Origin of the sequence: Achromobacter veterisilvae, from assembly GCF_900496975.1 — a bacterium.
GTDB classification, from domain to species: domain Bacteria; phylum Pseudomonadota; class Gammaproteobacteria; order Burkholderiales; family Burkholderiaceae_B; genus Achromobacter; species Achromobacter veterisilvae.
Map to the genome: position 1 here is coordinate 19403 of NZ_UFQC01000007.1, position 25720 is coordinate 45122.

At 68.8% G+C, this 25720-nt stretch carries 25 protein-coding genes; 8 read left to right on the top strand and 17 right to left on the bottom strand.

What is annotated here, in order from left to right:
• Positions 1–43 precede the first annotated feature (43 nt).
• The 5 genes from trkA to rsmB are packed head-to-tail and all read right to left on the bottom strand — an operon-like array spanning position 44 to position 6403.
• Positions 44–1423: a Trk system potassium transporter TrkA gene (gene trkA / locus AVE30378_RS07775; protein ID WP_129240206.1), complete on the bottom strand. Its 1380-nt coding sequence runs from the start codon at positions 1421–1423 to the stop codon at positions 44–46.
• Positions 1420–2112 (bottom strand): response regulator, encoded by a 693-nt coding sequence (locus AVE30378_RS07780; RefSeq protein WP_129240207.1) that lies wholly within the window; start codon positions 2110–2112, stop codon positions 1420–1422. Before AVE30378_RS07780 ends, trkA begins: the two co-directional genes overlap by 4 nt.
• Positions 2113–2123: 11 nt before the next feature.
• Positions 2124–4439: a sensor histidine kinase gene (locus AVE30378_RS07785; RefSeq protein WP_129240208.1), complete on the bottom strand. Its 2316-nt coding sequence runs from the start codon at positions 4437–4439 to the stop codon at positions 2124–2126.
• Positions 4436–5026 (bottom strand): DUF4390 domain-containing protein, encoded by a 591-nt coding sequence (locus AVE30378_RS07790; RefSeq protein WP_129240209.1) that lies wholly within the window; start codon positions 5024–5026, stop codon positions 4436–4438. The genes AVE30378_RS07785 and AVE30378_RS07790 overlap by 4 nt, the downstream gene beginning before the upstream one ends.
• 39 nt (positions 5027–5065) lie before the next feature.
• Positions 5066–6403, bottom strand: a complete 1338-nt coding sequence (rsmB, locus tag AVE30378_RS07795; protein ID WP_129240210.1) for a 16S rRNA (cytosine(967)-C(5))-methyltransferase RsmB — start codon at positions 6401–6403, stop codon at positions 5066–5068.
• A 93-nt stretch (positions 6404–6496) separates the two neighbouring features.
• Here rsmB and AVE30378_RS07800 point away from each other — a divergent pair, with 93 nt between their 5' ends.
• Positions 6497–7129, top strand: a complete 633-nt coding sequence (locus tag AVE30378_RS07800) for a LysE family translocator (RefSeq protein WP_129240211.1) — start codon at positions 6497–6499, stop codon at positions 7127–7129.
• Positions 7130–7195: 66 nt separating this feature from the next.
• Here the strand turns inward: AVE30378_RS07800 and AVE30378_RS07805 are convergent, their stop codons facing one another.
• Together AVE30378_RS07805 and AVE30378_RS07810 are read right to left on the bottom strand one after the other, a co-directional pair.
• Positions 7196–8632, bottom strand: a complete 1437-nt coding sequence (locus AVE30378_RS07805) for an amidase (RefSeq protein ID WP_129240212.1) — start codon at positions 8630–8632, stop codon at positions 7196–7198.
• Positions 8633–8648: 16 nt separating this feature from the next.
• Entirely contained in the window at positions 8649–9584 is a 936-nt protein-coding gene (locus AVE30378_RS07810; protein ID WP_165360123.1) for a Bug family tripartite tricarboxylate transporter substrate binding protein, read from the bottom strand.
• Positions 9585–9784: 200 nt separating this feature from the next.
• On the opposite strand from AVE30378_RS07810, the gene AVE30378_RS07815 reads away from it, so the two are divergent.
• Positions 9785–10753: a LysR family transcriptional regulator gene (locus AVE30378_RS07815; protein ID WP_129240214.1), complete on the top strand. Its 969-nt coding sequence runs from the start codon at positions 9785–9787 to the stop codon at positions 10751–10753.
• Positions 10754–10782: 29 nt separating this feature from the next.
• Here the strand turns inward: AVE30378_RS07815 and AVE30378_RS07820 are convergent, their stop codons facing one another.
• Genes AVE30378_RS07820 through AVE30378_RS07865 form a run of 10 tightly spaced genes read right to left on the bottom strand, consistent with a single transcriptional unit; the run spans position 10783 to position 20338 of the window.
• Positions 10783–11592, bottom strand: coding sequence for an SDR family NAD(P)-dependent oxidoreductase (locus AVE30378_RS07820; protein WP_129240215.1), 810 nt, complete (start codon positions 11590–11592; stop codon positions 10783–10785).
• A gap of 23 nt (positions 11593–11615) precedes the next feature.
• Entirely contained in the window at positions 11616–12701 is a 1086-nt protein-coding gene (locus AVE30378_RS07825) for a CoA transferase (RefSeq protein ID WP_129240216.1), read from the bottom strand.
• A complete protein-coding gene (locus AVE30378_RS07830; RefSeq protein WP_129240217.1) occupies positions 12694–14028 on the bottom strand; it encodes a phenylacetate--CoA ligase family protein in 1335 nt (444 codons plus the stop codon). Before AVE30378_RS07830 ends, AVE30378_RS07825 begins: the two co-directional genes overlap by 8 nt.
• The gene (locus AVE30378_RS07835; protein WP_129240218.1) at positions 13982–14665 is read right to left on the bottom strand and encodes a TetR/AcrR family transcriptional regulator; all 684 of its coding nucleotides are present in this window, start codon (positions 14663–14665) and stop codon (positions 13982–13984) included. Before AVE30378_RS07835 ends, AVE30378_RS07830 begins: the two co-directional genes overlap by 47 nt.
• 23 nt (positions 14666–14688) lie before the next feature.
• Positions 14689–15852, bottom strand: a complete 1164-nt coding sequence (locus tag AVE30378_RS07840) for an acyl-CoA dehydrogenase family protein (protein WP_129240220.1) — start codon at positions 15850–15852, stop codon at positions 14689–14691.
• Positions 15849–16832: a branched-chain amino acid ABC transporter permease gene (locus AVE30378_RS07845; protein ID WP_129240222.1), complete on the bottom strand. Its 984-nt coding sequence runs from the start codon at positions 16830–16832 to the stop codon at positions 15849–15851. The genes AVE30378_RS07840 and AVE30378_RS07845 overlap by 4 nt, the downstream gene beginning before the upstream one ends.
• On the bottom strand, positions 16832–17704 hold the full coding sequence (locus AVE30378_RS07850; RefSeq protein WP_129240223.1) for a branched-chain amino acid ABC transporter permease: 873 nt from the start codon (positions 17702–17704) through the stop codon (positions 16832–16834). The genes AVE30378_RS07845 and AVE30378_RS07850 overlap by 1 nt, the downstream gene beginning before the upstream one ends.
• Positions 17701–18441 carry an ABC transporter ATP-binding protein gene (locus AVE30378_RS07855; protein WP_129240224.1) on the bottom strand — a complete coding sequence of 247 codons (741 nt, stop codon included), beginning with the start codon at positions 18439–18441 and terminating at the stop codon, positions 17701–17703. The genes AVE30378_RS07850 and AVE30378_RS07855 overlap by 4 nt, the downstream gene beginning before the upstream one ends.
• Positions 18438–19211 carry an ABC transporter ATP-binding protein gene (locus AVE30378_RS07860; protein WP_129240226.1) on the bottom strand — a complete coding sequence of 258 codons (774 nt, stop codon included), beginning with the start codon at positions 19209–19211 and terminating at the stop codon, positions 18438–18440. Before AVE30378_RS07860 ends, AVE30378_RS07855 begins: the two co-directional genes overlap by 4 nt.
• Complete coding sequence (locus AVE30378_RS07865) at positions 19208–20338, bottom strand: ABC transporter substrate-binding protein (RefSeq protein WP_422393651.1); 1131 nt, start codon at positions 20336–20338, stop codon at positions 19208–19210. Before AVE30378_RS07865 ends, AVE30378_RS07860 begins: the two co-directional genes overlap by 4 nt.
• A 328-nt stretch (positions 20339–20666) precedes the next feature.
• Between AVE30378_RS07865 and AVE30378_RS07870 the strand changes: the two genes are divergently transcribed.
• From AVE30378_RS07870 to AVE30378_RS07895, 6 genes are read left to right on the top strand one after another with little or no spacing between them, the layout of a single operon-like run.
• Entirely contained in the window at positions 20667–21428 is a 762-nt protein-coding gene (locus AVE30378_RS07870) for an SDR family NAD(P)-dependent oxidoreductase (RefSeq protein WP_129240230.1), read from the top strand.
• Between the two features lie 18 nt (positions 21429–21446).
• Positions 21447–22229 carry a crotonase/enoyl-CoA hydratase family protein gene (locus AVE30378_RS07875; protein WP_129240232.1) on the top strand — a complete coding sequence of 261 codons (783 nt, stop codon included), beginning with the start codon at positions 21447–21449 and terminating at the stop codon, positions 22227–22229.
• A gap of 3 nt (positions 22230–22232) precedes the next feature.
• On the top strand, positions 22233–22616 hold the full coding sequence (locus tag AVE30378_RS07880) for a Zn-ribbon domain-containing OB-fold protein (protein WP_129240233.1): 384 nt from the start codon (positions 22233–22235) through the stop codon (positions 22614–22616).
• Positions 22613–23764, top strand: a complete 1152-nt coding sequence (locus AVE30378_RS07885; protein WP_129240235.1) for a thiolase — start codon at positions 22613–22615, stop codon at positions 23762–23764. Before AVE30378_RS07880 ends, AVE30378_RS07885 begins: the two co-directional genes overlap by 4 nt.
• A 7-nt stretch (positions 23765–23771) precedes the next feature.
• On the top strand, positions 23772–24641 hold the full coding sequence (locus tag AVE30378_RS07890) for a MaoC/PaaZ C-terminal domain-containing protein (RefSeq protein ID WP_129240236.1): 870 nt from the start codon (positions 23772–23774) through the stop codon (positions 24639–24641).
• The gene (locus tag AVE30378_RS07895; RefSeq protein ID WP_129240237.1) at positions 24638–25717 is read left to right on the top strand and encodes an SDR family oxidoreductase; all 1080 of its coding nucleotides are present in this window, start codon (positions 24638–24640) and stop codon (positions 25715–25717) included. Before AVE30378_RS07890 ends, AVE30378_RS07895 begins: the two co-directional genes overlap by 4 nt.
• Positions 25718–25720 lie beyond the last annotated feature (3 nt).

Genomic DNA, 25720 nt, shown 5'->3' on the forward strand with positions numbered 1-25720 from the left:
CCGGCCGCGCGCGGCCCGCGAGGAAGGGAGGGGCCGGCGCGCATCAGAAGAAGGACGCCGAGACTTGGAACAATTTTTCCACGCGCGGCATCTGCCGGCGCGACGGCACGAACACGATGACGTGGTCGTCGGATTCGATCACGGTATCGGCGTCCGGCAGGATGATTTCGTCTTCGCGCACCAGCGCGCCGATGCTGGCGCCCTTGGGCAGGCTGATCTGCCCCACCGAGCGGCCGACCACCTTGGAAGTGGAGCGGTCGCCGTGGGCGATGGCCTCCAGCGCTTCCGCCACGCCCTGGCGCAGCCGGTGCACGGCGACCACGTCGCCGCGGCGCACGTGGCGCAGCAGTTCGCTCATGGTGGCCTGGGACGGCGACACGGCGATGTCGATATGGCTGCCCTGCATCAGTTCGCCGTAGGCCTGGCGGTTGATCAGGGCGATCACCTTGCGGGCGCCCAGGCGCTTGGCCAGCAGCGAGGACATGATGTTGTCCTCGTCGTCGCTGGTGAGCGCCAGCCAGGTGTCCATGTCTTCGATGTTCTCGCGTTCCAGCAGGGCTTCGTCGGTGCCGCTGCCATGCAGCACCAGCACGCGGTCGGGTAGCTGCGTGGCCAGGTATTCGCAGCGCTTCAGGTCGCGCTCGATGATGCGGACGCTGTATTTTTCCTCGGCGAGCTGGCGCGCCAGGCGCAGGCCGATGTTGCCGCCGCCGGCGATCATCACCCGGCGCACGTCGCGCTCGGCCTCGCGCAGTTTGCGGACCGCCCGGCGCGCGTCGCGCGAATCCACCACCAGGACCACTTCGTCGCCCGGGGCGATGACGGTGCCGCTGCCGGCGCGCAGCGGCCGCCCCCCGCGCAGCACGTCGATCACGCGGGCCTTCACGTCCGGCCAGACGTCGCGCAGCTTGTCCACGGGGGAATGCGCCATGGGGCTGCCATGCCCCACCCGCACGGTCACGACGCTGACGCGTCCCTCGGCGAACTCCACCACCTGCAGGGCCTCGGGAAACTCGATCAGGCTGTGCAGATAAGTGGTGACGCTGCGCTCCGGGCTGATCAGGGCGTCGATGCAGAAGCCCTCTTCGCTCATGAGTTCCGCGTGCTCGGCGAACTCGGCCGAGCGGATGCGGGCGATGCGGCGGGGAACATTGAACAGTTGGCGCGCGATCTTGCAGGCCACCATATTGGCGGTGTCGGAAGCGGCGCAGGCGATCAGGAGATCGGTGTCGGCGGCGCCGGCGGCTTCCAGCACCGATACCTGCGAGCCGTCGCCATGGACGACGCGCAGGTCGAAGTGCTCTTGCAGGTACTGAAGCTGGACGGGATCCGAATCGATGACGGTGATGTCGTTCTCTTCCGACACCAGGTTCTCTGCCACGCTGGTGCCTACGCGACCAGCGCCCATGATCAGGATCTTCATGTGCTCCGCTTGCGCGCGGACTCGATGCCCAATTGCTTGAGCTTGCGGTACAGGTGGGTGCGCTCCAGGCCGGTGCGCTCGGATACCCGGGTCATGCTGTGGCTTTCGCGGACCAGGTGGTATTCGAAATAGATGCGTTCGAACTCGTCGCGCGCTTCGCGCAGGGGCTGGTCCAGCGAGATGCTGCCCAACTGGCCGTTGGACGCGACCGGGATTTCGTTGGCGGGCGCGGCGGCCAGCACCGGGGGATCCAGTTCGTCTTCCAGCGCCACGGCGGGGCTGGCGGCGGCCGGATGCGCCGCGGCGGGCGTCGGGTGCGGCGCGCGGCCGCGGGCCAGGCCGGCGGCCACGGTCTTCAGCAGGCGCTGCAGCGTAATGGGTTTTTCGAGGAAATCCATGGCGCCGATGCGCGTGGCTTCGACCGCCGTATCGATGGTGGCGTGGCCGCTCATCATGATCACGGGCATGTCGAGCAGCCCTTGCGAGCCCCATTCCTTGAGCAGGCTCACGCCGTCGGTGTCGGGCATCCAGATGTCCAGCAACACCAGGTCAGGACGCATGCGCAAGCGTGCGGCGCGCGCTTGCGCCGCGTTTTCAGCCAGCTCGACCGTGTGTCCTTCGTCGTAAAGGATCTCCGACAAAAGCTCGCGTATACCGACTTCGTCGTCAACCACCAGAATTCTGGCCATAAAGCATCCACCTATTGCGTAGCCGCATTATCCTTTTCTTGCGCGGTCGCGTCCATAGTATCGGCCTCGGAAGCAAGCCGGGTCAACAAGATGGAGATCCGCGCGCCCCCCTCCTTGCGGTTTGCAAGGTCGATACGCCCGCCGTGTTCTTCCACGATCTTGCGGACGATTGCCAATCCTAACCCAGTCCCGTGGGACTTGGTGGTGACGTAGGGCTCGAACGCGCGCTGCATGACCTGGGGCGGGAAGCCGGGCCCGGTATCGGCCACGGTGAACCGGAGCGCCTTGTGGTCCGCGCGGTCGGGCTGTTCGCTGCGCATGAGCTGCGTCGTGACGCTGACCCGCCCCTGCCCGCCCTGCTCGGCGATCGCATCGCGGGCGTTGGACAGCAGGTTGTGGATCACCTGGCGCAACTGGGTGGGATCGCCTTCGATGTCCGGCATGTCCGGCCCCAGGGTCACATCCAGATTCAGGGCCTTCCCGCCGTGCCGCGGCGAACCGCCTTCGGGCTCCCAGCCGTACAGCGACAGCACGTCGGCCACCAGCGCATTGAAATCGATCCGCTGCATCACGGCCGGCGGCGTGCGGGCGTATTCGCGGAAATCGTCCACCATCTGCTTGAGCGAGGCCACCTGGTTGACGATGGTGTTGGTGGACCGTTCGACGATCTGGGCTTCGGCCGCGGGCAGTTTGCCCTCCAGTTTCATGGCCAGGCGCTCGGCCGATAGCTGGATCGGGGTCAGGGGGTTCTTGATTTCGTGCGCGAGCCGCCGGGCCACCTCGCCCCAGGCCACCGTCCGGTTGGCCGAGATCACTTCGGTGATGTCGTCGAACACCACCAGATAGCCGTTGCCGCGCCCGTCCACCTTCAAATGGGTGCCGCGCGCCAGCAGGGTCAGCGGCTGCGGCGCGACGGGCGCGCTGCCCTGGGCCGGACTGATCTCGAATTGCTGCTGCCAGTGCTGGCGTTCCGAACCCACCGCCGCGTGGGCGGAAAAGGCCTGCCGGACGATGTTGGCGAACTCCAGCATGCCGTCCGCCGTCTCCAGCGGGCGGCCGATCACCGAGCGCAGGTCGGCGCCCAGGATGGTCTGGGCGCCCTGGTTGACCGTGGTGACGCGGAACGACTCGTCGAACACCAGCACCCCGGAAGACAGGTTGGACAGCACGCTTTCCAGATAGACGTTGGAGCGTTCGAGCTGCTGGCGGTTGCTTTCCACCATGCGCCGCGCCTCGTCCAGTTGGCGCGTCATGGCGTTGAACGACCGCGTGAGCTGGCCCACTTCGTCGCGCTCCGGCGGCTCGGGCAAGGGCCGGTAGTCGCCCACGCCCACCGCCTGCGTGCCGCCCGCCAGGCTGAGCAGCGGACGCACCAGGCGCTTGGACAGCGACAGCGCCACCGCGATCGCGCCGAACGCGGCCAGCAGCAGCGCCAGGGTCAGGGTGATGCCGTACAGCTTGCGCAGCCCCAGCCGCGACAGCGCCAGTTCCTGGTAGTCGCGGAACCCCTGCTGCACCAGGTTGGCGTTGTGCGCGATCTGCTCGGGCACGGGTTGCAGCAGTTGCAGCCAGCGGGGCTCGGAAGCGGCGCCCAGCAGGTTGTCGTAGCGGTCCGGGCCGGCCAGCGGGATCACCACCCGCAGGTGCAGCCCCCCTTCGACGCCGGGCGTCATGGGGTCGTCGGCCTCGGCGGCGGAGTAGCCGCGCGCCAGCCGTAGCTGGTTCATGACGGTGGACGGCGGCATCGCCGGCAGCAGTTGGCCGTACTGGCTGGTGGAAAACGCCACCATGCGCCCGCTGCCGGTGAACACCATGGCTTCCTGCACGCCGTTGGCCTCGCGCAGCCGCGTCAGGGTCAGCGCCACGCCGCTATCGCTGTTGCGGTTCAGTTCGACCGCCATGGAGCGGGCGCGCGCGTCCAGGTCGGCCAGCAGCGAATCCAGCGCCGCCCGCCCCAGGTTCAGGCCCGCCTCCAGCGCGGAATCAACCCGCACGTTGAACCAGGATTCGATCGAGCGCGACATGAACTGCACCGACACGGTGTAGATCAGGGCGCCGGGCACGACGCCGATCAGGGCGAACGCCAGCGAAAAGCGGGCGGTCAGCCGCGCCCCGAACTGGCGGCGGCGGATCTGCCGGGCCAGCCGCACGGTCAGCGCCACCACCCAGACGAAAAGCGCCAGCGCGAAAATGCCGTTCAGGACCAGCAGCGTGTCGTAATAGCGGGCGAAGCGCGAGGCGTTGCCGGTGGACCAGGCCAGCAGGCCCAGCAGCGCCAGGCCGCTCACAGCGCCGATCATCAGGGCCAGCCGAAGCAAAAGCCTCATGAGGGGTCTTTCTCCTTGTCGCTCAGCACGAACGAGAAGTCGGTCCAGGGCGTCGCCTGCACCCACGAACTGCTGTTCAGGGCGTTGACCTGGAAGGGCCGCGGCAGCAGCGAGGTATCCAGGCGCAGGCGCAACTGGCCGCCATAGAGCACGTCCGCGTCGAACTCGGCGGCGTCCGCCACCGGCCAGTTGCGGACGTGGCGGACGACGCCCATGGCGTCATCGAGCGACGCGACCGGGAAGGACAGTTCGCCCACGCCGGCGCGCCACTGCCGGGTCAGCGCGTTGTAGACGATGCGCCAGGTCCGGGAAGTGTCCACCAGGGACTTGTCGAACCACCACCAGCGCTCGCGCGTGATGGTGAGATCGGCGGTGAAATACAAGGGGACGCCGCGCTGGGCGGCGTCCCGTAGCTGATCGTTCAGCACGAATTCGATGTCGGCGTCTATCTCCAGCTTGCCGTCGCGCACCGCCGGGCGCACTTGGCTGATCTTGGGCTCGGCTCCATGGGCCTCTCCGCCCGGTGCGAACGAAAGCAAGGCAGATACGAGCAACAACCCAAGAAATAAGCGCGAAATAATGGACATACGACACCGAGACTACGTCATGCCCCTATTCTTGGCGATTCAGGACTGCTTGGCAAACAAGGCGTAGAAAAACCCGTCGTGCTGCGCCCCGGGTGTTGCGTCGACCGCAACTGGCAGCAATTGGCCCGGCGCGTCCAGCCGGACCGCCTCGGGATGGCGCTGCAGGAACTCCAGCGCCTGGCGCGTGCCCTCGATGGGAAATACCGAGCACGTTACATAGAGCAGCCGGCCGCCGGGCGCCACGGTGCGCCACAGCGCATCCAGGATCCGGGCCTGCAGCGTGGCCGTGCGCCGCACGTCGTTCTCGCGCCGCAGCCAGCGGATGTCGGGGTGGCGGCGCACGATGCCCGAGGCCGTGCAGGGCACGTCGGCCAGCACCGCGTCGAAGGGCTTGCCGTCCCACCAACTGTCCAGGTCGGCGGCGTCGGCCGCCTGCAGCCGGACATGGCCGCCGGCCAGGCCGAGGCGCTCCAGGTTCTGCTCCACCCGGGCCAGGCGGCCGGCGTCGGCGTCCAGGGCCAGCAGGTCGATGTCGGCCAGTTCCAGCAGATGCGCCGTCTTGCCGCCCGGCGCCGCGCAGGCGTCCAGCACCCGCATGCCGGCGGCCGGGGCCAGCAGTTCGGCCGCCAGTTGCGCGCCGGCATCCTGCACCGACCACCAGCCCTCGGCGAATCCCGGCAACTGCGTCACCGGCCGGGGCGTGGACAGCGCCAGGCCGGACTGGCCCGTGGGTTCGGCGTCCAGCCCCGCCGCCTGGAATGCCGCCAGCACCTGCTCGCGGCTGGCGCGCCGGCGATTGACGCGCAGGGTCAGCGGCGCCGGCACGTTGGCGCTGGCGAGGATCTCGCGCCATTGCTGCGGATAGGCCACCGCCAGTTGCCTGACCCACCAGCCGGGATGGTTCCACTGGGCTTCCGGGCTGTCGGCGACCGCCGCCTCCAGCGCCGCGCGCTCGCGCAGGAAGCGGCGCAGGCAGGCGTTGAGCATGCCTTTGAACGCGGCCAGGCCGCGGTTGCGGGACGCCGCCGTCACCGCCTGGTCCACCACCGTGTGGGGCGCGTAGACCGGCATGCCGGGCAAGGCCGCGGCGGCCTCGCCCTCTTCCTTCAGCAGGGTCAGGGACACCAGCAGCAGCGATTCGAACAGCACGCTGGGGTAGCGCTGCACCAGTTCGCGGCCCACGGCGTCGGCCCAGCCCAGGTAGCGCATCGCATGGAACGACACGGCCTGGGAGGCGGGCCGCAAGGACGATTCCACGTCGGCGAGCGCGTCCGTCAGGGAACGGCCGTCCAGCACGCCCTCCACCACCCCCGCGCTGGAAAGCAGGACGGAGGAAAGCGGGGGAGCCAGATGGGGGGAGTCGGAACGCGTGGGCATGATGCGGATTCTGTGGATAAGACCGCTATGGTAGCCGGACCTGGACGAACCGCGGCCGGGGCGGCAAACTGGGTCCAGTTCCGGAGCCCGCCCATGACCCTCGCCACCCTGCTGCTTTTCGTCCTCGCCTCGGCCGTCACGATCGTCACGCCCGGCCCCACCGTCCTGCTCGCCATGAGCAACGGCTCGCGCCATGGCGTGCGGGCGGCGTGCTGGGGCATGGGCGGCGCGGTGCTGGCCGACCTGATCCTGATCGGCGCGGTGGCCTCCGGGCTGGGGGTGGTGCTGGCGGCGTCCGAGATCGCCTTCCAGGCGATCAAGTGGGCCGGCGCGGCCTATCTGGCCTGGCTGGGCTGGAAGATGCTGCGCTCGGACGCGGCGCTGGTCATGCCGTCCGCCCGGCCGGACGCCGCGCGTCCCGGCGGGCTGGCCCTGGGGCTGCGCAGCTTCGCCGTGGCGCTTACCAACCCGAAGGCGCTGCTGTTCATGTCCGCCTTCCTGCCGCAGTTCATCGACCCGGCCGCGCCCCTGTTCGCGCAATACGCCATCCTGGCCGGCGTCATGGCGTTCATGAACGTCGCCGTGATGCTTGCCTATGCCTCGCTGGGCGCGCAGATGGTGCGCGCCTTCCGGGGCGCCGGCCTGCGCTGGCTGAACCGCGTCTGCGGCGGCCTGCTGATCGGGCTGGCCGGCACCCTGGCGCTGTACCGGCGCGGGGGCCCCTGATCCCGGATACGCGGGCCGGCAATCGGGGACGCGGCGCGGCGCCTGAATCCGCCGCGCGCGGCGCGCTTATCCCGGCAGCCGGTCCGGCACGACGGGCCGTTCGGGCGCGGGGCCAGCCCGCTCGAACGATTCGGCGGCGGACAGCAGGTCGCTGTCGGCGTGGCAGCGGCCGACCAGTTGCAGCCCGATGGGCAGGCCGTCCCGCCCCCGCCCGCAAGGAACGCTGATCGCGGGATTGCCCGTCAAGTTGAAGAGCATCGTCCAGGGATACCAGTGGGCCCGGATATCGTCGAACGCGCGGCCGTCGATGACGATGGAATCGAAAATATCGGTGCCCAGCGGCACGGCGGTCCGCGAGATCGTGGGCATCGCCAGCAGATCGGCCCCCTCGAACAGCGCCTGGACCTTGCGGTAGATCGCCGTGCGCGCAAACATGGCCTCCTGGTACTGCACCGCGCTGAACTGCGCCGCCGACTCGATCTGCCGGCGCAGGGACGCGCTGTAGGCGTCGGGCGCCTGCTCGATCAACGGCAAATAGCGCGCGCGCCAGACCGTGTGATTGATCACGCGCCAGATCGGCTCCACATCGAAGCCGGCCCCGTCGAAGGCCTCCACCTCCGCGCCCAGGCCGGCCAGGCGCTCGAGCGCGGCGTCGAACGCGCGCCGCACGTCGGCATCCACGGGCCGGCCGGGCGGCGCGGCGCAATAGCGCACGCGCTTGCCCCGCAGGTCTCCGGGATGATCCGCCCGCAGGTAGTCGGTCTTCGGAATGCCCAGCGACCAGGGATCGCTGGGATGGGGGCCGCTCATGGCGGCCATCATCAATCTGGTATCGGCGACCGTCCGCGTCGTGGGCGTGACGTAGGTCTGGTTGCCGATGGCGTCGAGCGCCTGGCTGTGGGGAATGGCCCCCATGCTCTGCTTGAAACCCACCACGCCGTTACAGGCCGCCGGAATCCGGGTCGAGCCCCCGCCGTCCGTGGCCACGGCCAGGGCGGTGATCCCGGCCGCGGTCGCCGCCGCCGCGCCGCCGCTCGATCCGCCGCAGGTGCGGCCCAGGTCCCAGGGGTTGCGGGTGTGGCCGAAGAGCGGGGAATCCGTCATCGACTTGGCCCCGAACTCGGGCGTCGTGGTTTTCCCGATCAATATCGCGCCGTGTTCGCGCAGCCGCGCCACGGCCAGGGCGTCCTCGGTGGGCACGTTGTCGCGGAACGGCACGGCGCCGAAGGTCGTCCGGACTCCCGCGGTATTGACCAGGTCCTTCACCGTGAACGGCAATCCGTGCAGCACGCCCGGCGCATCGCCCCGCATGAGCGCCGCTTCGGCCGCCCGCGCCTCGTCCAGGGCCCGCTCCGGGCAAAGCGTGATGAAGCAGTTCAGCACCGGCTGCAGGCGTTCCGCCCGATCGAGGGCCGCGCGGACGAGTTCGACGGGAGAAAGGGACTTGCCGCGGATCAGGCGCGCCGCTTCGACGGCGGTCAACTCACAAAGGGAATCGCTCATGGCTTCGATCCCGGCGTCATTCGTCGAAGACGATGCCGGCGGCCTTGACGATGGGAGCCCAGTGCGCCCGCTCCGTTTCCATGCGGCGCTTGGCCTCGGCGGCGGGCTTCGGGTCCACCAGGAAGCCGCTGGCCTGCAGCTTGGCGATCAGCGCCGGATTCCTGCCCGCGGCCAGGAACGCCTGTTCCAGCGCGCCGACGGCCGCGTCCGGCGTGCCAGCCGGCGCGTAGATGCCATACCAGCTAGAGGCGTGCTGGTACTGGGGATAGCCCTGTTCCAGCAGCGTCGGCACGTCGGGCAGCATGGGCAGGCGGCGGCTGCCGGCCACGCCCAGGAATTTCAGCTTTCCGCCCGTATAGAGCGGCATCATGCTGGCCACCGCGTCCCAGCCCATGGAGACTTCGCCGCTGACCACGTCGACCAGCATGGGCGCGGCGCCCCGGTAGACCACCGGCTCGACCTGAAGCCCGTTCTGCTTGCTCATTTCGATCGTGCCGAGCTGCCCGGGGCTGCCCAGCGTCGCCAGCCCGAGATTCGCCTTGCCCCGCGCCTGCCTGGCCCATTGGACGTAGTCGGGCATGTCGCCGTAGGGCTGATTCGCCCCCGCCACCGCCGCCGTCGGCACATCGGCCACCAGGGCCACGGGGCGCAGATCGCGGTCCGGATCGTATCCGAGCTTGCGGTAGGTCAGCGGGAAGATCACGAACATCGGCGATGAACCCAGATAAAGCGTCAGACCGTCCGCCTTGGCTCTTTTCACCGCGTCGAAACCCAGACGCCCCGAGGCGCCCGGCCGGTTCTCGACGATGACGTTGGCGAAGCCGGCCGTCTGCAATTGCTCGGCGTAGGCCCGGGCCACGGCGTCGGCCGCCCCGCCGGCCGCGTAGCCGACCACCAGCCGCAGCACTTTGGCGTCGCCGCCGGCAGCCTGGGCCGCGGCGTCGAGCGGCATCCAGCAGGCCGTCGCGAGGGCAAGGAAAAATGCGTGGAGACGATGTCGGACTATCAAGGCGATTCTCCGGTTGGCAGTGAATGAATGAATCGGCGACATATCGCGCGGCCGCCAGGCTGGCCGCCCTGCTGCCGATGCGGGCATGATCGTGCCAGCCGGACTTGCCGTATAGTGAATTTTTCTACAAACAAATTGAGCAAATGGTTAACCGTAAGCCCATCGACCTGCTGGCTGCCCGGATCAAGCTGCGCCATTTGCAGATCGCCCTGGCGGTGCGGGACGCGCCCACCGCCAAGGAAGTCGCCCGGCACGCGAACATCAGCGAATCCGCGGTCTCGAAGACGCTGGCGGAGCTGGAGGAGCGGCTGGGCTTCAAGCTGTTCGAACGATCCGGCAATTCCAGGCGGCCCACGGCGATGGGGGCTCAAGTGCTGCCGGTCATGGAGGCGCTGGTCGCGCGGGCGCGCTCGATGGCCGGGATCATCGTCGACGTGCGTTCCGGATTCCAGGGCAGCTTGCGGGTCGGGGTCGCGACGGACATGGGGAAACTGGGCCTCGCCCCGCTCATCCATGCGTTCAACCAGGCGCAGCCCGGCATCGGGCTCGATGTGCAGACCGGCGGATTCCGGGCCATGGCGGAACTGCTCCAGCAGGACGGGCTGGACGCGCTGGTGTGCTACGACGACCACACGCTGGTGTCGCCCGAACTGGGACGCCTGCGCCTGGCGCCGCCGCAGCCGCTGGTGGTGGTCGCCAACGCCCGCCTGTCGCCGCTGGCGTCGCGGCAAAGCGTCACGCTGCACGATCTGCACGGCCAGCCGTGGTGCAAACCCAGGCCGGGCACCATGATGCACGCCAAACTGGCCGACCTGTTCCTGCGGGCCGAACTGGACCTGCCGCCCCGCGGCATCCACGTAAGCGACCTGCTGCTGACCGACGAGTTCGTTCGCTCCACGGATTATCTGGTCATGCTGCCGGTTGCGGCGGCCCTGCGGCTGACCGCGGGCCTGGACGCGGTCATCCTGCCCATCGAACTGGGCGCGCACAACCCGCCGACCATCGTCGTCTGGCAGCGCGCGCACGAATGGCAGCCGCCCCTGATGCGGTTCCTGGATTTTTGCCGGCACCGGCTCGGCCAGGAGGCCGCGTCCGGCGCCGCCGCGCAGTGAATGCCCGCGGCCCGAAGACCCGCTTCTGTTTACGCGGCCAGCATATGCAGGCCGCTGCCGAGATGGGCGGCGCCGTCGATCTGCAGCAGTTGGCCCGTCATGAGATGGCCTGCGGGAGTGGCAAGGAAGGCGACCAGTTCGGCGACGTCATCGACGGAGGTGGCACGGCCCATCGGCGTGGCGGCGATCAGGCGGTCCAGCATCGCTTGCGCGGCTTCGCCGGCCAGCCCTTCGGTGATCACCGCGCCCGGGCCGATGCAGTTCAGCGCGATGTCGTCGGCGGCCCATTCCAGGGCCAGGGTGCGCGTCAGGCCCAGCACGCCGGCGCGCGCGGCGATCGAATGGGCAATGCCCATGGAGCCGCGCTCCACGCCGGACAGCGAAATATTGATGACCGCCCCCTGGCGCCTCTTGAGATACGGGTAGGCCGCCTTGGTGATCACGAAGACCGCGTTGAGGTTGGTGTCGATCACCGCGTCCCAGCCCTTCCGGCTGATCTCCGTGGCGGGAGCGAAAAACTGGCCGCCGGCGTTGTTGACCAGAAGGTCGATGCCCTGGCGTTCGCCCACTTCGGCGATCAGCGCTTCGATGGCGGCGGTGTCGCGGATGTTCGCGCTGGCGTAGCTGAAGTCTCCGGGCAGCCGTTCGGCCATCGCCGCCGTTTCGGCCAGGGGCGCTTCGCGCCGCCCGATGCCGAACACGTCCATGCCCAACGCCAGCAAACGCAGGGCGATGCCGCGGCCGATACCGGAGCCTGCGCCGGTCACCAGCGCGCTGCGGCCGATCAGCACACCCGGCCGCATGACCTGGGTGGAATCCGCACAAGGGGAAGTATTCATCGTGCTCACCTGAAAGTAGGGGTTCAAGAGAGGTGCCGCAGCGCGCCGCCGACGGCCGGGGTGGGGCTGCGGGGAATGCGCTGCCCGTCGAACAGGGCGGGAAAGGCCGGCACGTGCTCGCCGCTGGCGAGCGCCTGCGAGACGGCGCCCGGCCGCAGTCCGCGGATGAGCGCCAGCGCCTCGCCGGGCGGCCGGACATTGCCGGCCGGAATCTGCAGGTCGCGCATCCGCCTGAGCACGGCTTCGCGGGTTTGCGGCAGGGTCCAGGCTTCCACCTGCGCATCGAAGTGCGCCGCGCGCCGTATGCGTTCCTTGATGGGGGCGTCGTCGGCGCCGATGAGCGGACGCAGGCGCGCCCAATAACTGTCCAGCCCGCCCAGGATGTAGACGTGGCCGTCGGCGCAGCGGTAAATGCTGGACGGCGCCGAGGCGCGGTCGCGGTTGCCCATGGGCGGGTCCAGCGTCTCGCCTTCGCTCAGCGCCAGCGCCGCCGGGCCCAGCAGCATCGCCGAGGCCACCTCCATCATGGAAAGATCGATCAGCCGCCCGCGGCCTTCGAGCACCGCCATCGCGCAGGCCAGCCCCGCGTACATGCCGCTGAACATATCCACGGGCCAGCCGGTCGACAGGCGCGGCGAACCGTCCTCGTCGCCGTTGAGCAGCGCGAAGCCCGATTCGCACTGCGCGATGGTATCCATGCAGATGCGGTCGTCATGCTGGCCGTAGCCGGAAATGAGCACGACGGTCAGGTGCGGATGCCGCGCGCGCAGCGCCTCGCCCCGCAGGTCGAGCCGGGCCAGCGAACCCGGCGCCAGATTGCAGATGAAGGCGTCCGCGTCCGCCAGCAGCGTCTCCAGGGCCTGGCGCCCTTCGGGCGACGCCAGGTCCAGCACTTGGCTGCGCTTGCCGGTATTGAAGCTGCGCGCGTAGAAGCTGCCGAAGCCGTTGCCCGGCAGGGTGCGCACGCCGTCGCCGCGCGGCGGTTCGATCTTCAGCACGTCGGCGCCGAAATCGGCGAGGTACTGCGCGGCGGTGGGGCCGGCGATGAACTGCGAGAGTTCGACGATGCGCCTGCCGGCCAGCGGCCTGGGAGTCGCGGACTCAGACATGGATCACCCGCTTGGCCTTGTGGACCGTGCGCGGCAGCGTGCCGTTCTCGACCACTTCGACGTGGAAGCGCACCTTCAGGCGGTCGCGCAGCAGCCGCGACAACTGTTCGCCGAGGTCGGCGCCAGCGCCGGATTCGCGCTCGACGCGCAGTTTCACGCCGGTGAGGAATCCCGTCTTCGGATCCTTCACGCTGTCGTCGATGATGATGACGTACTCGTTGCTGACCCCGGCAAAGCCGCGCACCACATCTTCGATGGCGGAGGGGAAGAGATTCACGCCGCGCACGATCAGCATGTCGTCGGAGCGGCCGAGCACGCCCCCGGGCAGGCGGGCATGCGTGCGGCCGTCCGGGCCCGGGCGGCTGTCGCGCACCACGATGTCGCCGGTCCACCAGCGCACCAGCGGGCAGGCCTGTTTGTCCAGGTGGGTGAGCACCAGCACGCCGCGCTCGCCGTCCGCCACCGGTTCGTGCGTGTCCGGATGCAGGATCTCGACGTAGATGAAATCCTCGGCCAGCGTGGGGCCGAGCTGCGCGGCGGTGTCCCAGCCGATGGGCTGGCATTCCAGCGCGCCGTAGCAGTCGAACATTTTCGCGCCCCAGAGGCGTTCGATGCGTTCGCGGGTGCCGGAAACGCTGGCGCCGGGCTCGCCGCCGACGCAGACCATGCGCACGCGCGATTCGCGCAGGTCCCGGCCCATGGATTGGGCCGTTTCGGCCATATGGGCCATGAAAGACGGCGTGCCGATGACGCAGTCCGTACCGTATTCAAAGATGGTCTCGACCTGGCGCTGCGTGTCGCCCGAAGAGGCCGGGATCACGAGGGCGCCGACCCGCTGCGCGGCCAGGGTGGCGCCCAGGCCGCCCACGAACCACGCGTAATTGAACATGCACTGGAAGACGTCGCCGCGCCGCAGGCCCTGGCCGTAGAGATACCTTGCGTAGAGTTCGGCCCAGCGGTCCACGTCATGCTGGGTCCAGAGCATCGGCGCGGGCTGGGCCGTGGTGCCGGAGGAAAAGTGCACCCGGACGGCCTCGCCGGGCTGGACGGCGGCCAGGGTGCCGAAGGGCGGCGCGGCGCGCAGGCCTTCGAGATAGTCGCGCTTGTGGGTGAAAGGCAGGCGTCTCAGGTCTGCCAGCGTCTTGAGGTCTTCGGGCACGAAGCCCGCGTCCGCAAACACCTTCCTGTAATGCACGCTGGTGTCGGCCACGCGCCGCAATTGCCGGCGCAGGGCGTCGAGCTGGAAACTCTCGATGCGATCCCGCGACCAGGTTTCGACCTCATCCCAAATGGTATTGGAATAAGGGGGTTGCTCTTGCTGCTTCATCGTTGGAATCCTTGAGTAGACCCCGCAGCGCATAGGCCGCGAGGGTGTGCGCGATATCGTCGATCGCCGCTTCGCTCTGCAGGCGCCGCTGGCTGTACCACACGGTGGCCCAGTTCAGCGCGCCGAAGAAAGGTTTACTCAACAGCCTGGCGGGAAGGTCCACGAAGGAGCCGGCGCGGATGCCGTCGTCGATCACTTCGACGAACATCTGCTCGTAGTCGTCGCGCATCTTCACCACGGAACGCAGCCGCTTGGCGGCCGCGGACGCTTCGAGCAGGTGGCGTTCCAGCCCTTGCACCGCCACCTTCTGCATCGGCAGTTCCTTGAGCAGAATCTGGGTATGGCGCAGCGCCATGGCCGACAGGCGCTCGACCGCGTCGCCGCTGCTGCGCGCGATCGGCTCGATTTGGTCGGTCAGGCGCGTCATCGCCGCCACCTGTACGTCGAAGAACAGATCTGCCTTGCTCCGATAATGGTGATAGATACGGCCTTTGGTCGCGCCCAGGCGCTGGGCGACAGCGTCGATGGAGGTGGCGGCGTAACCGAACTCCATGAAAAGTTCGGCGGCCGCCTGCAGAATTTCCTCTCGCGACTCGCCGCCGCTCATCTCTGCCGGATTCTGTTGTGCACTCACCATTACTACCTCGTGTCGGATTCGGGTCAATTAGCCAGCTCTTCCGCCTCCTTGCGCACCGCTCGCGACAACACCAGCCGCTGGATTTCGGAAGAGCCCTCATAGATCTCGAGTATGCGCTGGTCGCGGTACAGCCGCTCGGCCACCGTGGGCTTGCAGTAGCCCAGCCCGCCCCAGATCTGGACGGTATTGTCCACCACCCGGTGCGAAACCTCCGAGGCGAACAGCTTGGTCATGGCGCCCAGGTTGGACACGTCTTCGCCCCGGTCATAGGCCTGGGCGGCCTGGTAGAGCATCATGCGGGCGGCCGAGATTTCGGTCGCCATGTCGGCCAGGCGAAAACCGATGGCCTGGTTTTCCCCGATGGGTTGGCCGAACGTCCGCCGCTCGACGGCGCGGGCCGCCGCCACGCGGTAGCCGGCGAGCGCCACGCCCAGGGACTGGGCGGCGACCATGATGCGGCCGACGTTCAGCGTCTGCAGCGCCAGGCGCAGCGCGCGGTTGAGTTCGCCGACCCGGGCGCTGTCCGGCACCACCAGGTCCAGCTTCAGGTTCGAGGTCTGGGTGCCGCGGATCCCCATTTTGTCGGACAGTTCGTCGATGACGGCCCCCTCCTGCTCCTTGTCGACCATGAAGGCGCTGATGCCGCGTCCGCCGGCCGAGGGATCGGTCTTGGCGAACACGACGTAGTAGCGCGAAGCGCCGCCATTGCCGATCCAGTATTTCTCGCCGCGCAGGCGCCAGCCGCCTTCCTCGCGCACCGCCGTGGCTTCGATGGCCGCGGCGTCCGAGCCCGCGATCCGTTCGGAGAGCGCGAAACTGGTGGCGCGGCCGTCGGCCATTTCACGCAGGTAGAAGGATTTCTGCTCGTCCGTGCCGGCCAACAGCAGCGGGAAGGCGCCCAGTTGATAGGCGCACATGATGGCGGCGGTGGACGCGCAATGCGTGCCCAGCGCCTCCACGGCCGCCACGGTGGTGACCAGGTCGGCGCCCTGCCCGCCCCATTGCGTGGGCAGGAACAGGCCGGTGAACTTGTGCTCGACAAGCGCGGAGATGGTTTCCCAGGGATAGCGTTGTTCGCGGTCCAGCTCGGGGGCGAGCGGCGCGAAGCGTTCGGCGCCCAGTCGATGGGCCAGGGCTTGCCAGCGGGTGGCGGTATCGTCCAGCGTCGGATTCCAGATCACGGTCACTTCGGGTTCTCCAGGGTGGTCGCCATGGCCCGGGGCTGTTTGCGACGCGTCGCCAGCAGCCCCATGAGCCCTTGCGGAAAAAAGGCCAGGACAAGGATCAGCAGGCTGCCGAGCACAATCTTGTCGACATAGCCGCCAAAAGAAAAAAACTTCTCCTGGATCAGCACAAGCGCGGTGGCCAGCAGCGGCCCGAGCAACTGGCGGCGGCCGACGAGCACGACGGCGGTCAGCATCAGGATGAGGAAATAGGTTTCCAGGATGTCGGCGCTCACGTAGGCGCGCTGATAGGCGTAGAGCCAGCCGGCGCAGGCGGTGATGGGCGCGGAGAACAGGAATACCTGCAGGCGCACCTTGAGCGGATCGATGCCGTTCATGGTGGCCAGGCGCGGGTTCAGGTGCACCATGAGCGCCGCCTGTCCAAGACGCGAATGGCGGAAGCGGTCCACCAGATAGAGCGTGACCGCCAGCAGCGTGAACGCATAGGGCCAGAGCGCCTGGTCGTTGCCCGCGGTCAGCGGCCAGGCGCCGATCGACAAGTCCAGCGTCGGCAGGCCCCTGATGCCATCCGAGCCGCCCAGGAACGCCCAGTTCGCGGCCAGGGCCACGGCCACCACCGAGACGGCGTACGTCACCAGCGAAAAGACGAATTCGCGCAGGCGCAGGGTAACCAGGCCGACCACGGCCGCCAGGCCCAGCGCCACCGCGATGGACGCGGCCAGCGTCAGCCAGGCGCCCGCCCCGGTGCGGGTGGCGAGCAGGGCCGTGACGTAGGCGCCGGCAGCGAAGAAAACGGTATGGCCCAGGCTGACCTCGCCCAGATCGGAGACGATGACGTCCAGGCCGTAGGCCATGACCGCCATGATCGCGATCAGCACGGCGGCGCTGTAGAGAGCCTGGCTGCCGCCCAGCCAGGCGGGCAGGAAGAACACCACGGCGGCGCCCGGCAGCAGCGCGAGGCGGGAGGCGGAAAACGCGGCCATCAATGGACTCCTTTCATGGCGCCGGCGCTCAGGCCGCCGGGGCGCAGCACCAGGACGGCTATCAGCACGGCGAACGCGGCGGCCGTGGCATAGGCCGGCGAGATCAGGGCGCTGAAGAGCGCGGTGAACACGCCGAGCGCCACGCCGGCGACATAGCTGCCGGTCACGCTTCCGATCCCTCCCAGCACCACCACCACGAAGGTGATGATCACCTCCTCGAACCCCATGGAGGTCAGGATGGGCGTGCGTGGAGCCACCAGGCCGGCCGCCAGCGCGACGGCCGCGCCTTCGAAGGCGAACACGCCGTAATAGACCCCGCGCACATTGATGCCCGCCAGTTGCGCGAGCTTGGGATCCTCGGCCACCATGCGCACCAGCCGGCCGGCGCGGCTGCCGTCGAGCGCCCGCTTGAGCAGCAGGAACAGCAGAATGGCGGCCGCCACGATGGCCGCGTCCTGCCAGGTCAGCCAGAGGTCGCCGATTTCGATGTCGCGCTGGGACCAGGCAGTGTCCAGGATCTGGCCGGTCGAGCCGAAGGCCAGCGACGCCACGCCGTGCATCACATAGCCGAAACCCAGCGTCATGATCATGATCGACACCAGATTCTGTTCGAAGGTGGCGCGCAGCATGATGCGCTGCATGAAGAGCCCGATCAGCGCGCCGGCCGCCATGGCGAGCGGCAAGGCCAGCAGATAGGGCAGGCCGGCGGTGGTGGTGGCCCACCACGTGACGAAGGCGCCCAGCATGTACATCTGGCCATGGCCGAAATTGACCAGCCGGGCCACGCCCAGCAGCAAGGTCCAGCCGATGGCGATGAGGGCGTAGGCGTGGCCGAGCACCAGGCCGTTGATCAACTGCTGCAGGAGGCTCATGCGGTATGTGCTCCCAGATAGGCTTGGGCGATGCGCGGATCCACCCCGACCTCGGCGGCGGGCCCTTGCAGCACCAGCCGGCCGCGCTCGAGCAGCAGCAGGCGGTCGACCACCTGCAAGGCGGCGCGCACGTTCTGTTCGACCAGCAGGACGGCCAGGCCGGCGCTGGCCAGGGCGCGCAGGCTTTGCAGCACCTGCGTCACCAGCATGGGCGCCAGCCCGATGGAGGGTTCATCCAGTAACAAGGCGCGCGGCCCCATCATGAGCGAACGGCCGATACCCAGCATCTGCCGTTCGCCGCCCGACAACTGGCCGCCAAGATGATGGCGGCGTTCGCGCAGGCGCGGGAAGAGTTCATAGACGTCGTCGCGGCGGTAGTAGCGGCGTCCGGGTTCGTCGACCGGCGCGACCGCGGGGGTGAGATTCTCTTCCACCGTCATCCGCGAAAACACCAGGCGCGACTCGGGCACCAGCAACAGGCCGGCACGCACGCGTTCGTGTGTCGGCAGCCGGCCCACCGGCCGCCCCGACAGCGTGACGTCGCCGGTGACGGCGGGGCGGCCGCGCGACCAGCCCAGCAAGGCGTTGATGAGGGTCGATTTGCCCGCGCCGTTGGCGCCGATCACGCCGACGATCTCGCCTGCCCGGATGTCCAGTTGGTCGAGCTGGAGCACACGGTTGCCGGCATAGGCGACTTCCAGCCGGCGCGCGCTCAGCACAGGGGATGCGGAGGTCATGGCTCGCCTCCCAGATAGGCCTGCAGCACACGCGGATCGCGCTGGATTTCCGCCGGCGTTCCGCAGGCCAGCGGCCGGCCCAGGTTGAGGACGCAGATGCGGTCGGCGACGGACATGATGAGATCCATGTGGTGTTCGATGACCACCAGGGCCACGCCTTCGGCCTTGAGCGAACGCAACAGCGCGCTCAGGGCGGCCATGTCGGCGCCGCCGAGGCCGGCGGCCGGTTCGTCCAGCAGCAGCACCTCGGCGCCCGCGCCATAGGCGAGCGCGATCGACAGCATGCGCTGCATGCCGTACGAGATTTCGTCGGGCCGCAGGCCATGGCATTCCGGCGGCAGGCCGAAGCGCGCCAGGCAGTCGCCGGCCTGCTCGCGCAGCGCCTGCGCATGGCGGCCGGCCGCCAACGGACGCAGGATGCTGGTTCCCAGGCTGGCCGTGCCGCCCAGCGCCGCCACCATGTTGTCGCGCACCGTCAACTGGTCGAAGAAGGCGTTCTGCTGAAATGCCCGCTTGATGCCCAGCCGCGCCAGGCCGTGCGCCGGCACGCCGCTGATATCGCGTCCGTGCAAGTACACGCTGCCGCTGCGGGGCATCAGCGCCGACACCGCGTCGTAGCAGGAACTCTTGCCGGCGCCATTGGGGCCGATGATCCCCAGCAGTTCGCCCCGGCTGACTTCCCAACTGACGTCCTCCAGAGCGACCAGGGCGCCGTAGCACACGCCCAGGCCCTCCACCCGCAAGGCGGCGGTCATGGCCGTGGACGTCATGGCTTGACCACGATCTTGCGGCCTTTGACCGTAAACAGGTAGTAGTGCGACTGCAACTGGCCGTTCGGATCGAAGGTGATGTCGCCCATGAGCGTGCCCTTGAAGCTGCCGCCGCGTATGCGCTTGGCGACGGGTTCGCGATCGAGCGTCTTGAGCTCGTTGGCCGCCTGGGCCCACACCTGCAGCGAGGTCGCGCCCAGCGCCATGAACTTGTCGGGCGTGAGCTTGAACATTTCCTCCGTCTTGGCCACGAAGCGCTTGTTGGCGGGGTTCGAGGCGAAGGGCTCCACGTCGGGAAAGTAGATGTCGGCGCCGATCAGGCCGTCCGAGGCATCGCCCGCCACGCCGATGACGCTGGGCGCCACGGTGCCGACCGCGCTCACCAACTGGCCTGGCAGCCGCGATTGGCGGGCCTGGCGGATGATGGCGGGCATGCCCAGCCCTTCGTTGGCGTTGATGGCGACCGTGACGTCCGGCCTGGCCGCGCGCACGTTGGTCATGGCCACCCGGAAGTCGGCCTGGGTGAAGGGGAATTTCTCTTCGGCCACCTTTTCATAAGAATGCCCGAGCGCCTTCAAGCCCTTTTCGATGGACTCCTGCGCACCATTGCCGTAGGCATCGTTCTCGGTCAGAAAGGCGACCCGCTTGGCGCCCGCCGTCTTGGCGATGTAGTCGGCGATGACCGCGCCGTCCTGGGCGTTGGAGCTGTTCAGCCGGATGGCCAGCGGATTGCCTTCGCCGGAGAGAATCGGGTCCGCCTTGGAGATCGCGGTGATGTCCAGGACGCCGGCGCGCGCGATCACCGGCTGCATCGCCAGCGTTACGGGGCTGTTCCAGCCCTCGATGATGACCGATACCCCCGCGCTGACGAGTTCGGTGGCGCGGGACACGCCGACGGCCGGCGTGGATTCGTCGTCGCGCGACACGATCTCGATCGGGCGGCCGAGCACGCCGCCGTCTTCATTGATCACCGCGGCCATGGCCTGGATGGCCTGCGTGACGTGCTGGCCCTGCGGGCCCGCGCCGCCCGACAGCGGGAAGATGACGCCCACCTTGATGGGCGCCGCGGCGGCTTCCGCCGCTCCCCCCATGGCCATCGTGGCTGCCAGCGCCAGAGGGGGCGCCATCCGCAACAACTGTTGTAACCGCTTCATGCCTGTCTCCTGGTCTTGTGTCACCGGTCTGCGCCGGCGCTGCGGCGGCCGAGGCCGTCCGTGCTGCGTGAAGGGGGACTGCGTGGTGCAACGGCTGACGGCGGCTTCCCGCAGGGCCATGTCCGGCTGGAATCGCGTCTCGAAGCAAACATACCATTTGGTATCTTTGAAGGTCAATCTTCTATTTTGAATTTAGATCTAGGCATTTTCCCTAGGAAAAATATCGACTTAACTTTATCGTTGAAAAGATACCGCATGGTATGTATGATGAATTTTCCCTTTTCGGCACGGAGTCGATGGCATGAAGACAGAAGGCAGTAGCGCGCTGGTGACGGGCGGCGCGTCCGGGCTTGGCCTGGCAACGGCGCAACGGCTTGCCGCCCGGGGCGTAAAGGTGGTGATCGCGGATCTTCCGGGCTCGAACGGCGAAAGCGCCGCCCGTGAAATCGGAGCGCGGTTCGCGCCCGCCGACGTCACCCGCGAAGCGGACGTGCAGGCGGCCTGCGAACTCGCGGCCACGCTCGGTCCCCTGCGGGTGCTGGTGCACTGCGCGGGCCGGGGCGGGCCGGTGCGCCTGCTCGACAAGGAGGGAAATCCGGGGTCGCTGGAGACCTACACGGATATCGTCCGCATCAACCTGATCGGAACCTTCAACACGCTTCGGATAGCGGCGGCGCACATGGCCCGCAGCCCCCTGGACGACGAAGGCGAGCGCGGCGTCTGCATCCTGACCGCGTCGGTGGCGGCCTATGAAGGCCAGATCGGCCAGATCGGCTATGCCTCGTCCAAGGCCGGCGTGGTGGGGATGACCATCGTGGCCGCGCGCGACCTGGCCAGCAAAGCCATCCGGGTCTGCACCATCGCGCCCGGCATCTTCGACACCCCCATGCTGGCGCGCGTGTCGGAAGATGCCCGCAAGACCTTGTCCGCGTCGGTGCCGCACCCGGCCCGCCTGGGCACGCCGGCGGAATACGCGCTGCTGGCCGAACACATCATTGCCAATCCCATGCTCAACGGCGAGACCATCCGTCTGGATGGCGCCCTGCGCATGGCCCCGCGTTGATACGAACAGGAGACAGCCATGACCGCGACAACGGCGGAGCAGGACGAGGTGCTGCTGGAAAGCAGCGAAGGCATATTGACGATCACCATCAACCGGCCGCAGGCGCGCAATGCCGTGACGCTTGCCGTGGCGCGCGCCATCGCCGCGGCCGTGGACGAACTGGACGCCCGCGACGATCTGCGCATCGGCATCCTGACCGGCGCTGGCGGGTCGTTCTGCGCCGGCATGGACCTGAAGGGTTTTCTGCGCGGCGAACGGCCCAGCATCGAAGGCCGCGGATTCGGCGGCCTGACCCTGCGTCTGCCGAAGAAGCCGCTCATCGCGGCCGTTGAAGGCTATGCCCTGGCGGGCGGGTTCGAACTGGTGCTGGCCTGCGATCTGGTGGTGGCCGCCGAAAATGCCCAGTTCGGCGTCCCCGAGGTCAAGCGGGGCCTGGCCGCCACGGCGGGCGGACTGGTGCGCTTGCCCCGGCAACTGCCCTATCGCGTGGCGCTGGAGCTGGCGCTCACCGGTGATATGTTCCCCGCAACGCGGGCCCTGGGCTACGGCCTGATCAATCAGATCAGCCCGCCCGGCCAGGCGCTGGAGCGCGCGCGCGAACTCGCGCGGCGCATTGTCGCCAACGGGCCGCTGGCCGTGGCCGCAAGCAAGCGCGTCATCGTGGAGTCGCAGGGGTGGCCGGCGGACGAGGTCTGGCGCCGCCAGGCCGAATTGACCGAACACGTCTTCACTTCGGCCGACGCGCGCGAAGGATCGGCCGCGTTCGCCGAGAAACGCGCGCCCGTCTGGCAAGGGAGGTAACGCATGGCAAGCGATGCGCGTTTTGACGGACCGGGGCCCGACGCCCGCCATCAGGCGGGTCTGCGGGAAGGCCGGATTCTATTGCAGCACTGCGACGATTGCGCCAGCGTCCGGTTCCCGCCCGCGCTGGTCTGCCGGGCCTGCGGCAGCCCGCGGCTGACGTGGCGGGAATCTCCCGGCCTGGGCGTGGTGTATTCGACGACGACGGTGCGCGACCGCGCCGGCGATTACAACGTCGCGCTGGTCGACGTGGAAGGCGGAGCGCGCATGATGACCCGCGTCGAAGGCGCGGACGCGCCGGCCATCGGCCTGCCGGTGCGCGCCCGCATCGTCTCCGGCGACGAGGGCGCCTACATCGTGTTCGACGCGGCGGGAGAACGCCCATGAGCGCCCGCCTGCGCGGCCGCTGCGCGATCGCCGGCATCGGCAATACGCGGCGCTGGAACGCGCCCGGCCGGTCGCCCTTCGATCAACTGCAGGAAGCGGCAGTCCTGGCGCTGGAGGATTGCGGCCTGGGACTGCGCGACGTCGACGGCCTGTACTGCGCCATGTCCACCTCCGGCCTGCCGGTGCTCAACGTGGCCGAACGCCTGGGCATCCGGCCGCGGCACGCGGATGGCACGATGGTGGGCGGGGCGTCGTTCCTGTTCCACCTGCAATCGGCGATGGCCGCGCTGGAAACGGGCCTGTGCGACGTGGCCCTGATCTGCTATGGCTCGAACCAATTGACGGCCGGCGGCAAGCTGGCCTCCATGCCGGATCCGCAGCCCTATGAAGCCCCGTTCGCGCCGCGCTATCCGATCTCCAGCTATGCGCTGGCGGCCGCGCGGCACATGCATCAGTACGGAACCACGCGCGAGCAACTGGCGGACGTGGCCGTGGCCGCGCGCCTGTGGGCGCAACGCAACCCCGACGCCTACGCGCGCGGGGCGCTGACGCGCGACGATGTGCTGGCCTCGCGCATGATCAGCGATCCCCTCAGCAAGGCGGATTGCTGCCTGGTGACCGACGGAGGCGCCGCCGTGGTGCTGGTGAGCGCCGAGCGGGCGCGCGACCTGCGCAGGCAACCGGTCTATGTGCTGGGGACGGGCGTGGCGGTCAGCCACCGCCAGATTTCGGCGATGCCGGATCTGGCCGCCACCGGCGCGGTCGAGTCGGGGCGGCGCGCCTACGCCATGGCCGGGCTGTCGCCGCGCGATATCGACCACGTGATGCTCTACGACGCCTTCACCATCAACACCCTTCTGTTTCTCGAGGACCTGGGCTTTTGCGCCAAGGGCGAAGGCGGAAGCTTCGTCGCCAGCGGCGCGATCGCGCCGGGGGGCTCGCTGGCGGTCAATACCAATGGCGGCGGGCTGTCCTGCAATCATCCGGGCATGTATGGCCTGTTCACGCTGCTGGAATCGGTACAGCAATTGCGTGGAGAGGCGGGCGAACGGCAGGTGCCGAACGCCCGCGTGTCGCTGGCGCATGCCAATGGCGGCGTGCTGTCCAGCCAGGCAACGGCCATCCTCGGCACCGCCGACACCTTGTGAGGCCCGCATGCCCATCGATCCCGAAGCCCTGCTGGCCGCGCGCATTCCCGATTCCATCCAGCAATACGGATGGCGCGATTGCGCGCTGTATGCGCTGGCGCTCGGCGCCGGTCTGCATCCGGCCGACGAGGCGGAGCTTGCGTTCGTCGACGAAACCCGCCTGAAGGTCGAGCCGACCCTGGTCAATGTGCTGGCCGACCCGGGCTTCTGGCTGCGCGACCTGCCGCTGGGACTGGACTGGCGGCGCACAGTGCATGGCGAACAATCCATTCGGCTGCACCGGCCGCTCGCCACCGAAGGGCGGGTCAGAGGGGTCACGCGCATCGCCGACCTGGCGGACAAGGGGCTGGACAAAGGCGCCCTGCTGTATGCCGAACGCGATCTCTTCGATATGGCGGACGGCGCCCTGCTCGCCACCTTGCAGCAGACCGTGTTCTGCCGCGGCGATGGCGGCTTCGGCGGCGCGGCGTCGGTGCGCCCGGCGCCGCGGCCCTTGCCGGAGCGCGAACCCGACGCCCGCGTCGAGTGCCCGACCTCGCCGCAGGCCGCGCTCATCTACCGCCTGTCGGCCGACCTGAATCCCTTGCACATCGATCCGGCCGCCGCGCGCGAGGCCGGTTTCGACCGGCCGATCCTGCATGGCATGGCGAGCTTCGGCGTCGCCGGGCATGGCCTGGTGCGCCAATGCTGCGCCGGCGCGCCGGAGCGGGTCCGCGCCATGAGCGGCCGGTTTCGCGCGCCGGTCTATCCCGGCGAGACGCTGCGGCTCGATGTCTGGCTGGAGCAGCCCGGCCAGGCGCGTTTCCGCGCCGTGGCCGCGGGGCGCGACGCGATAGCCATCGACAACGGCACATTCGAATTCGGAGAAGCCCAATGACAGCAAGAAAAGTGCTGGTGGTCGGCGCCCTGGGGGTGGTGGGCCGCGCAGTGATGGAACACCTGCGCGACAGGCCCGGCGTGCTGCGCGCCGGCCTGTCGCGCCGCGCGGCCGACTTCGCCCCGGAGGCGGCCTGGATTTCGGCGGATCTGCGGGATGCCGAGGCAACGCGGCGGGCCCTGGCGGACCATGGCGACGTGACCCATCTGGTCTATGCCGCCTTGAACGAGCAGCCGGACCTGCTCAAGGGCTGGCGGGACCCCGACAATGTCGCCCTCAACACGCGGATGCTGGCCAATACGCTGTCGGCGCTGGACGGCGCGCCGCTCGCGCACGTAACGCTGATGCAGGGGACCAAGGCCTACGGCGTGCATACCGGCCGGATGATGCATGTCCCGGCGCGCGAGCAGGACGCCGTGCGCGATCATGCGAACTTCTATTTCGACCAACAGGACCTGCTGGTCGAGCTGGCGCGGCAGCGGGGATTCGAATGGACGATATTCCGTCCGCAGATCGTGCTGGGCGTTGCCCTGGGCAGCGCCATGAACCCGGTAGCCACCCTGGGCGCCTATGCCGCGCTGTTGCGCGAAGCGGGGCGGCCGCTGGCTTATCCCGGCCATCCGGAGTTGCTGACGGAGTGCACGGACGCGCGCCTTATCGCCCGCGCGGTCGAATGGGCCTGGGATGCGCCGGGAGCCTGGGGCGAAGCCTTCAACATCGCCAACGGCGACGTCATCGTCTGGCGCCATCTGTTCGAACGCCTGGCGAAATTCTTCGGCATGCCGCTGGGAGACACGGTGCGCACGCGCATGCGCGAGGCCATGCCGGGCGAAGCCCAGGCATGGCGCGAGATGGCGCGGCGCGAACGATTGCGGGTGGGAGAGCTGTCGGATCTTATCGGGCTGTCGTGGCAATACGCCGACGCGACCTGGTCCGCGCAGCACCCGCTGCCTTTGCCGCCGCTGGTATCCACCATCAAGCTGCGCCAGGCCGGCTTCGGCGATTGCATCGACAGCGAGGTGTCGGTGCTGGACCATCTGCGCGGGATGCAGGCGCTCGGCTATCTGCCGCGTTGAGCC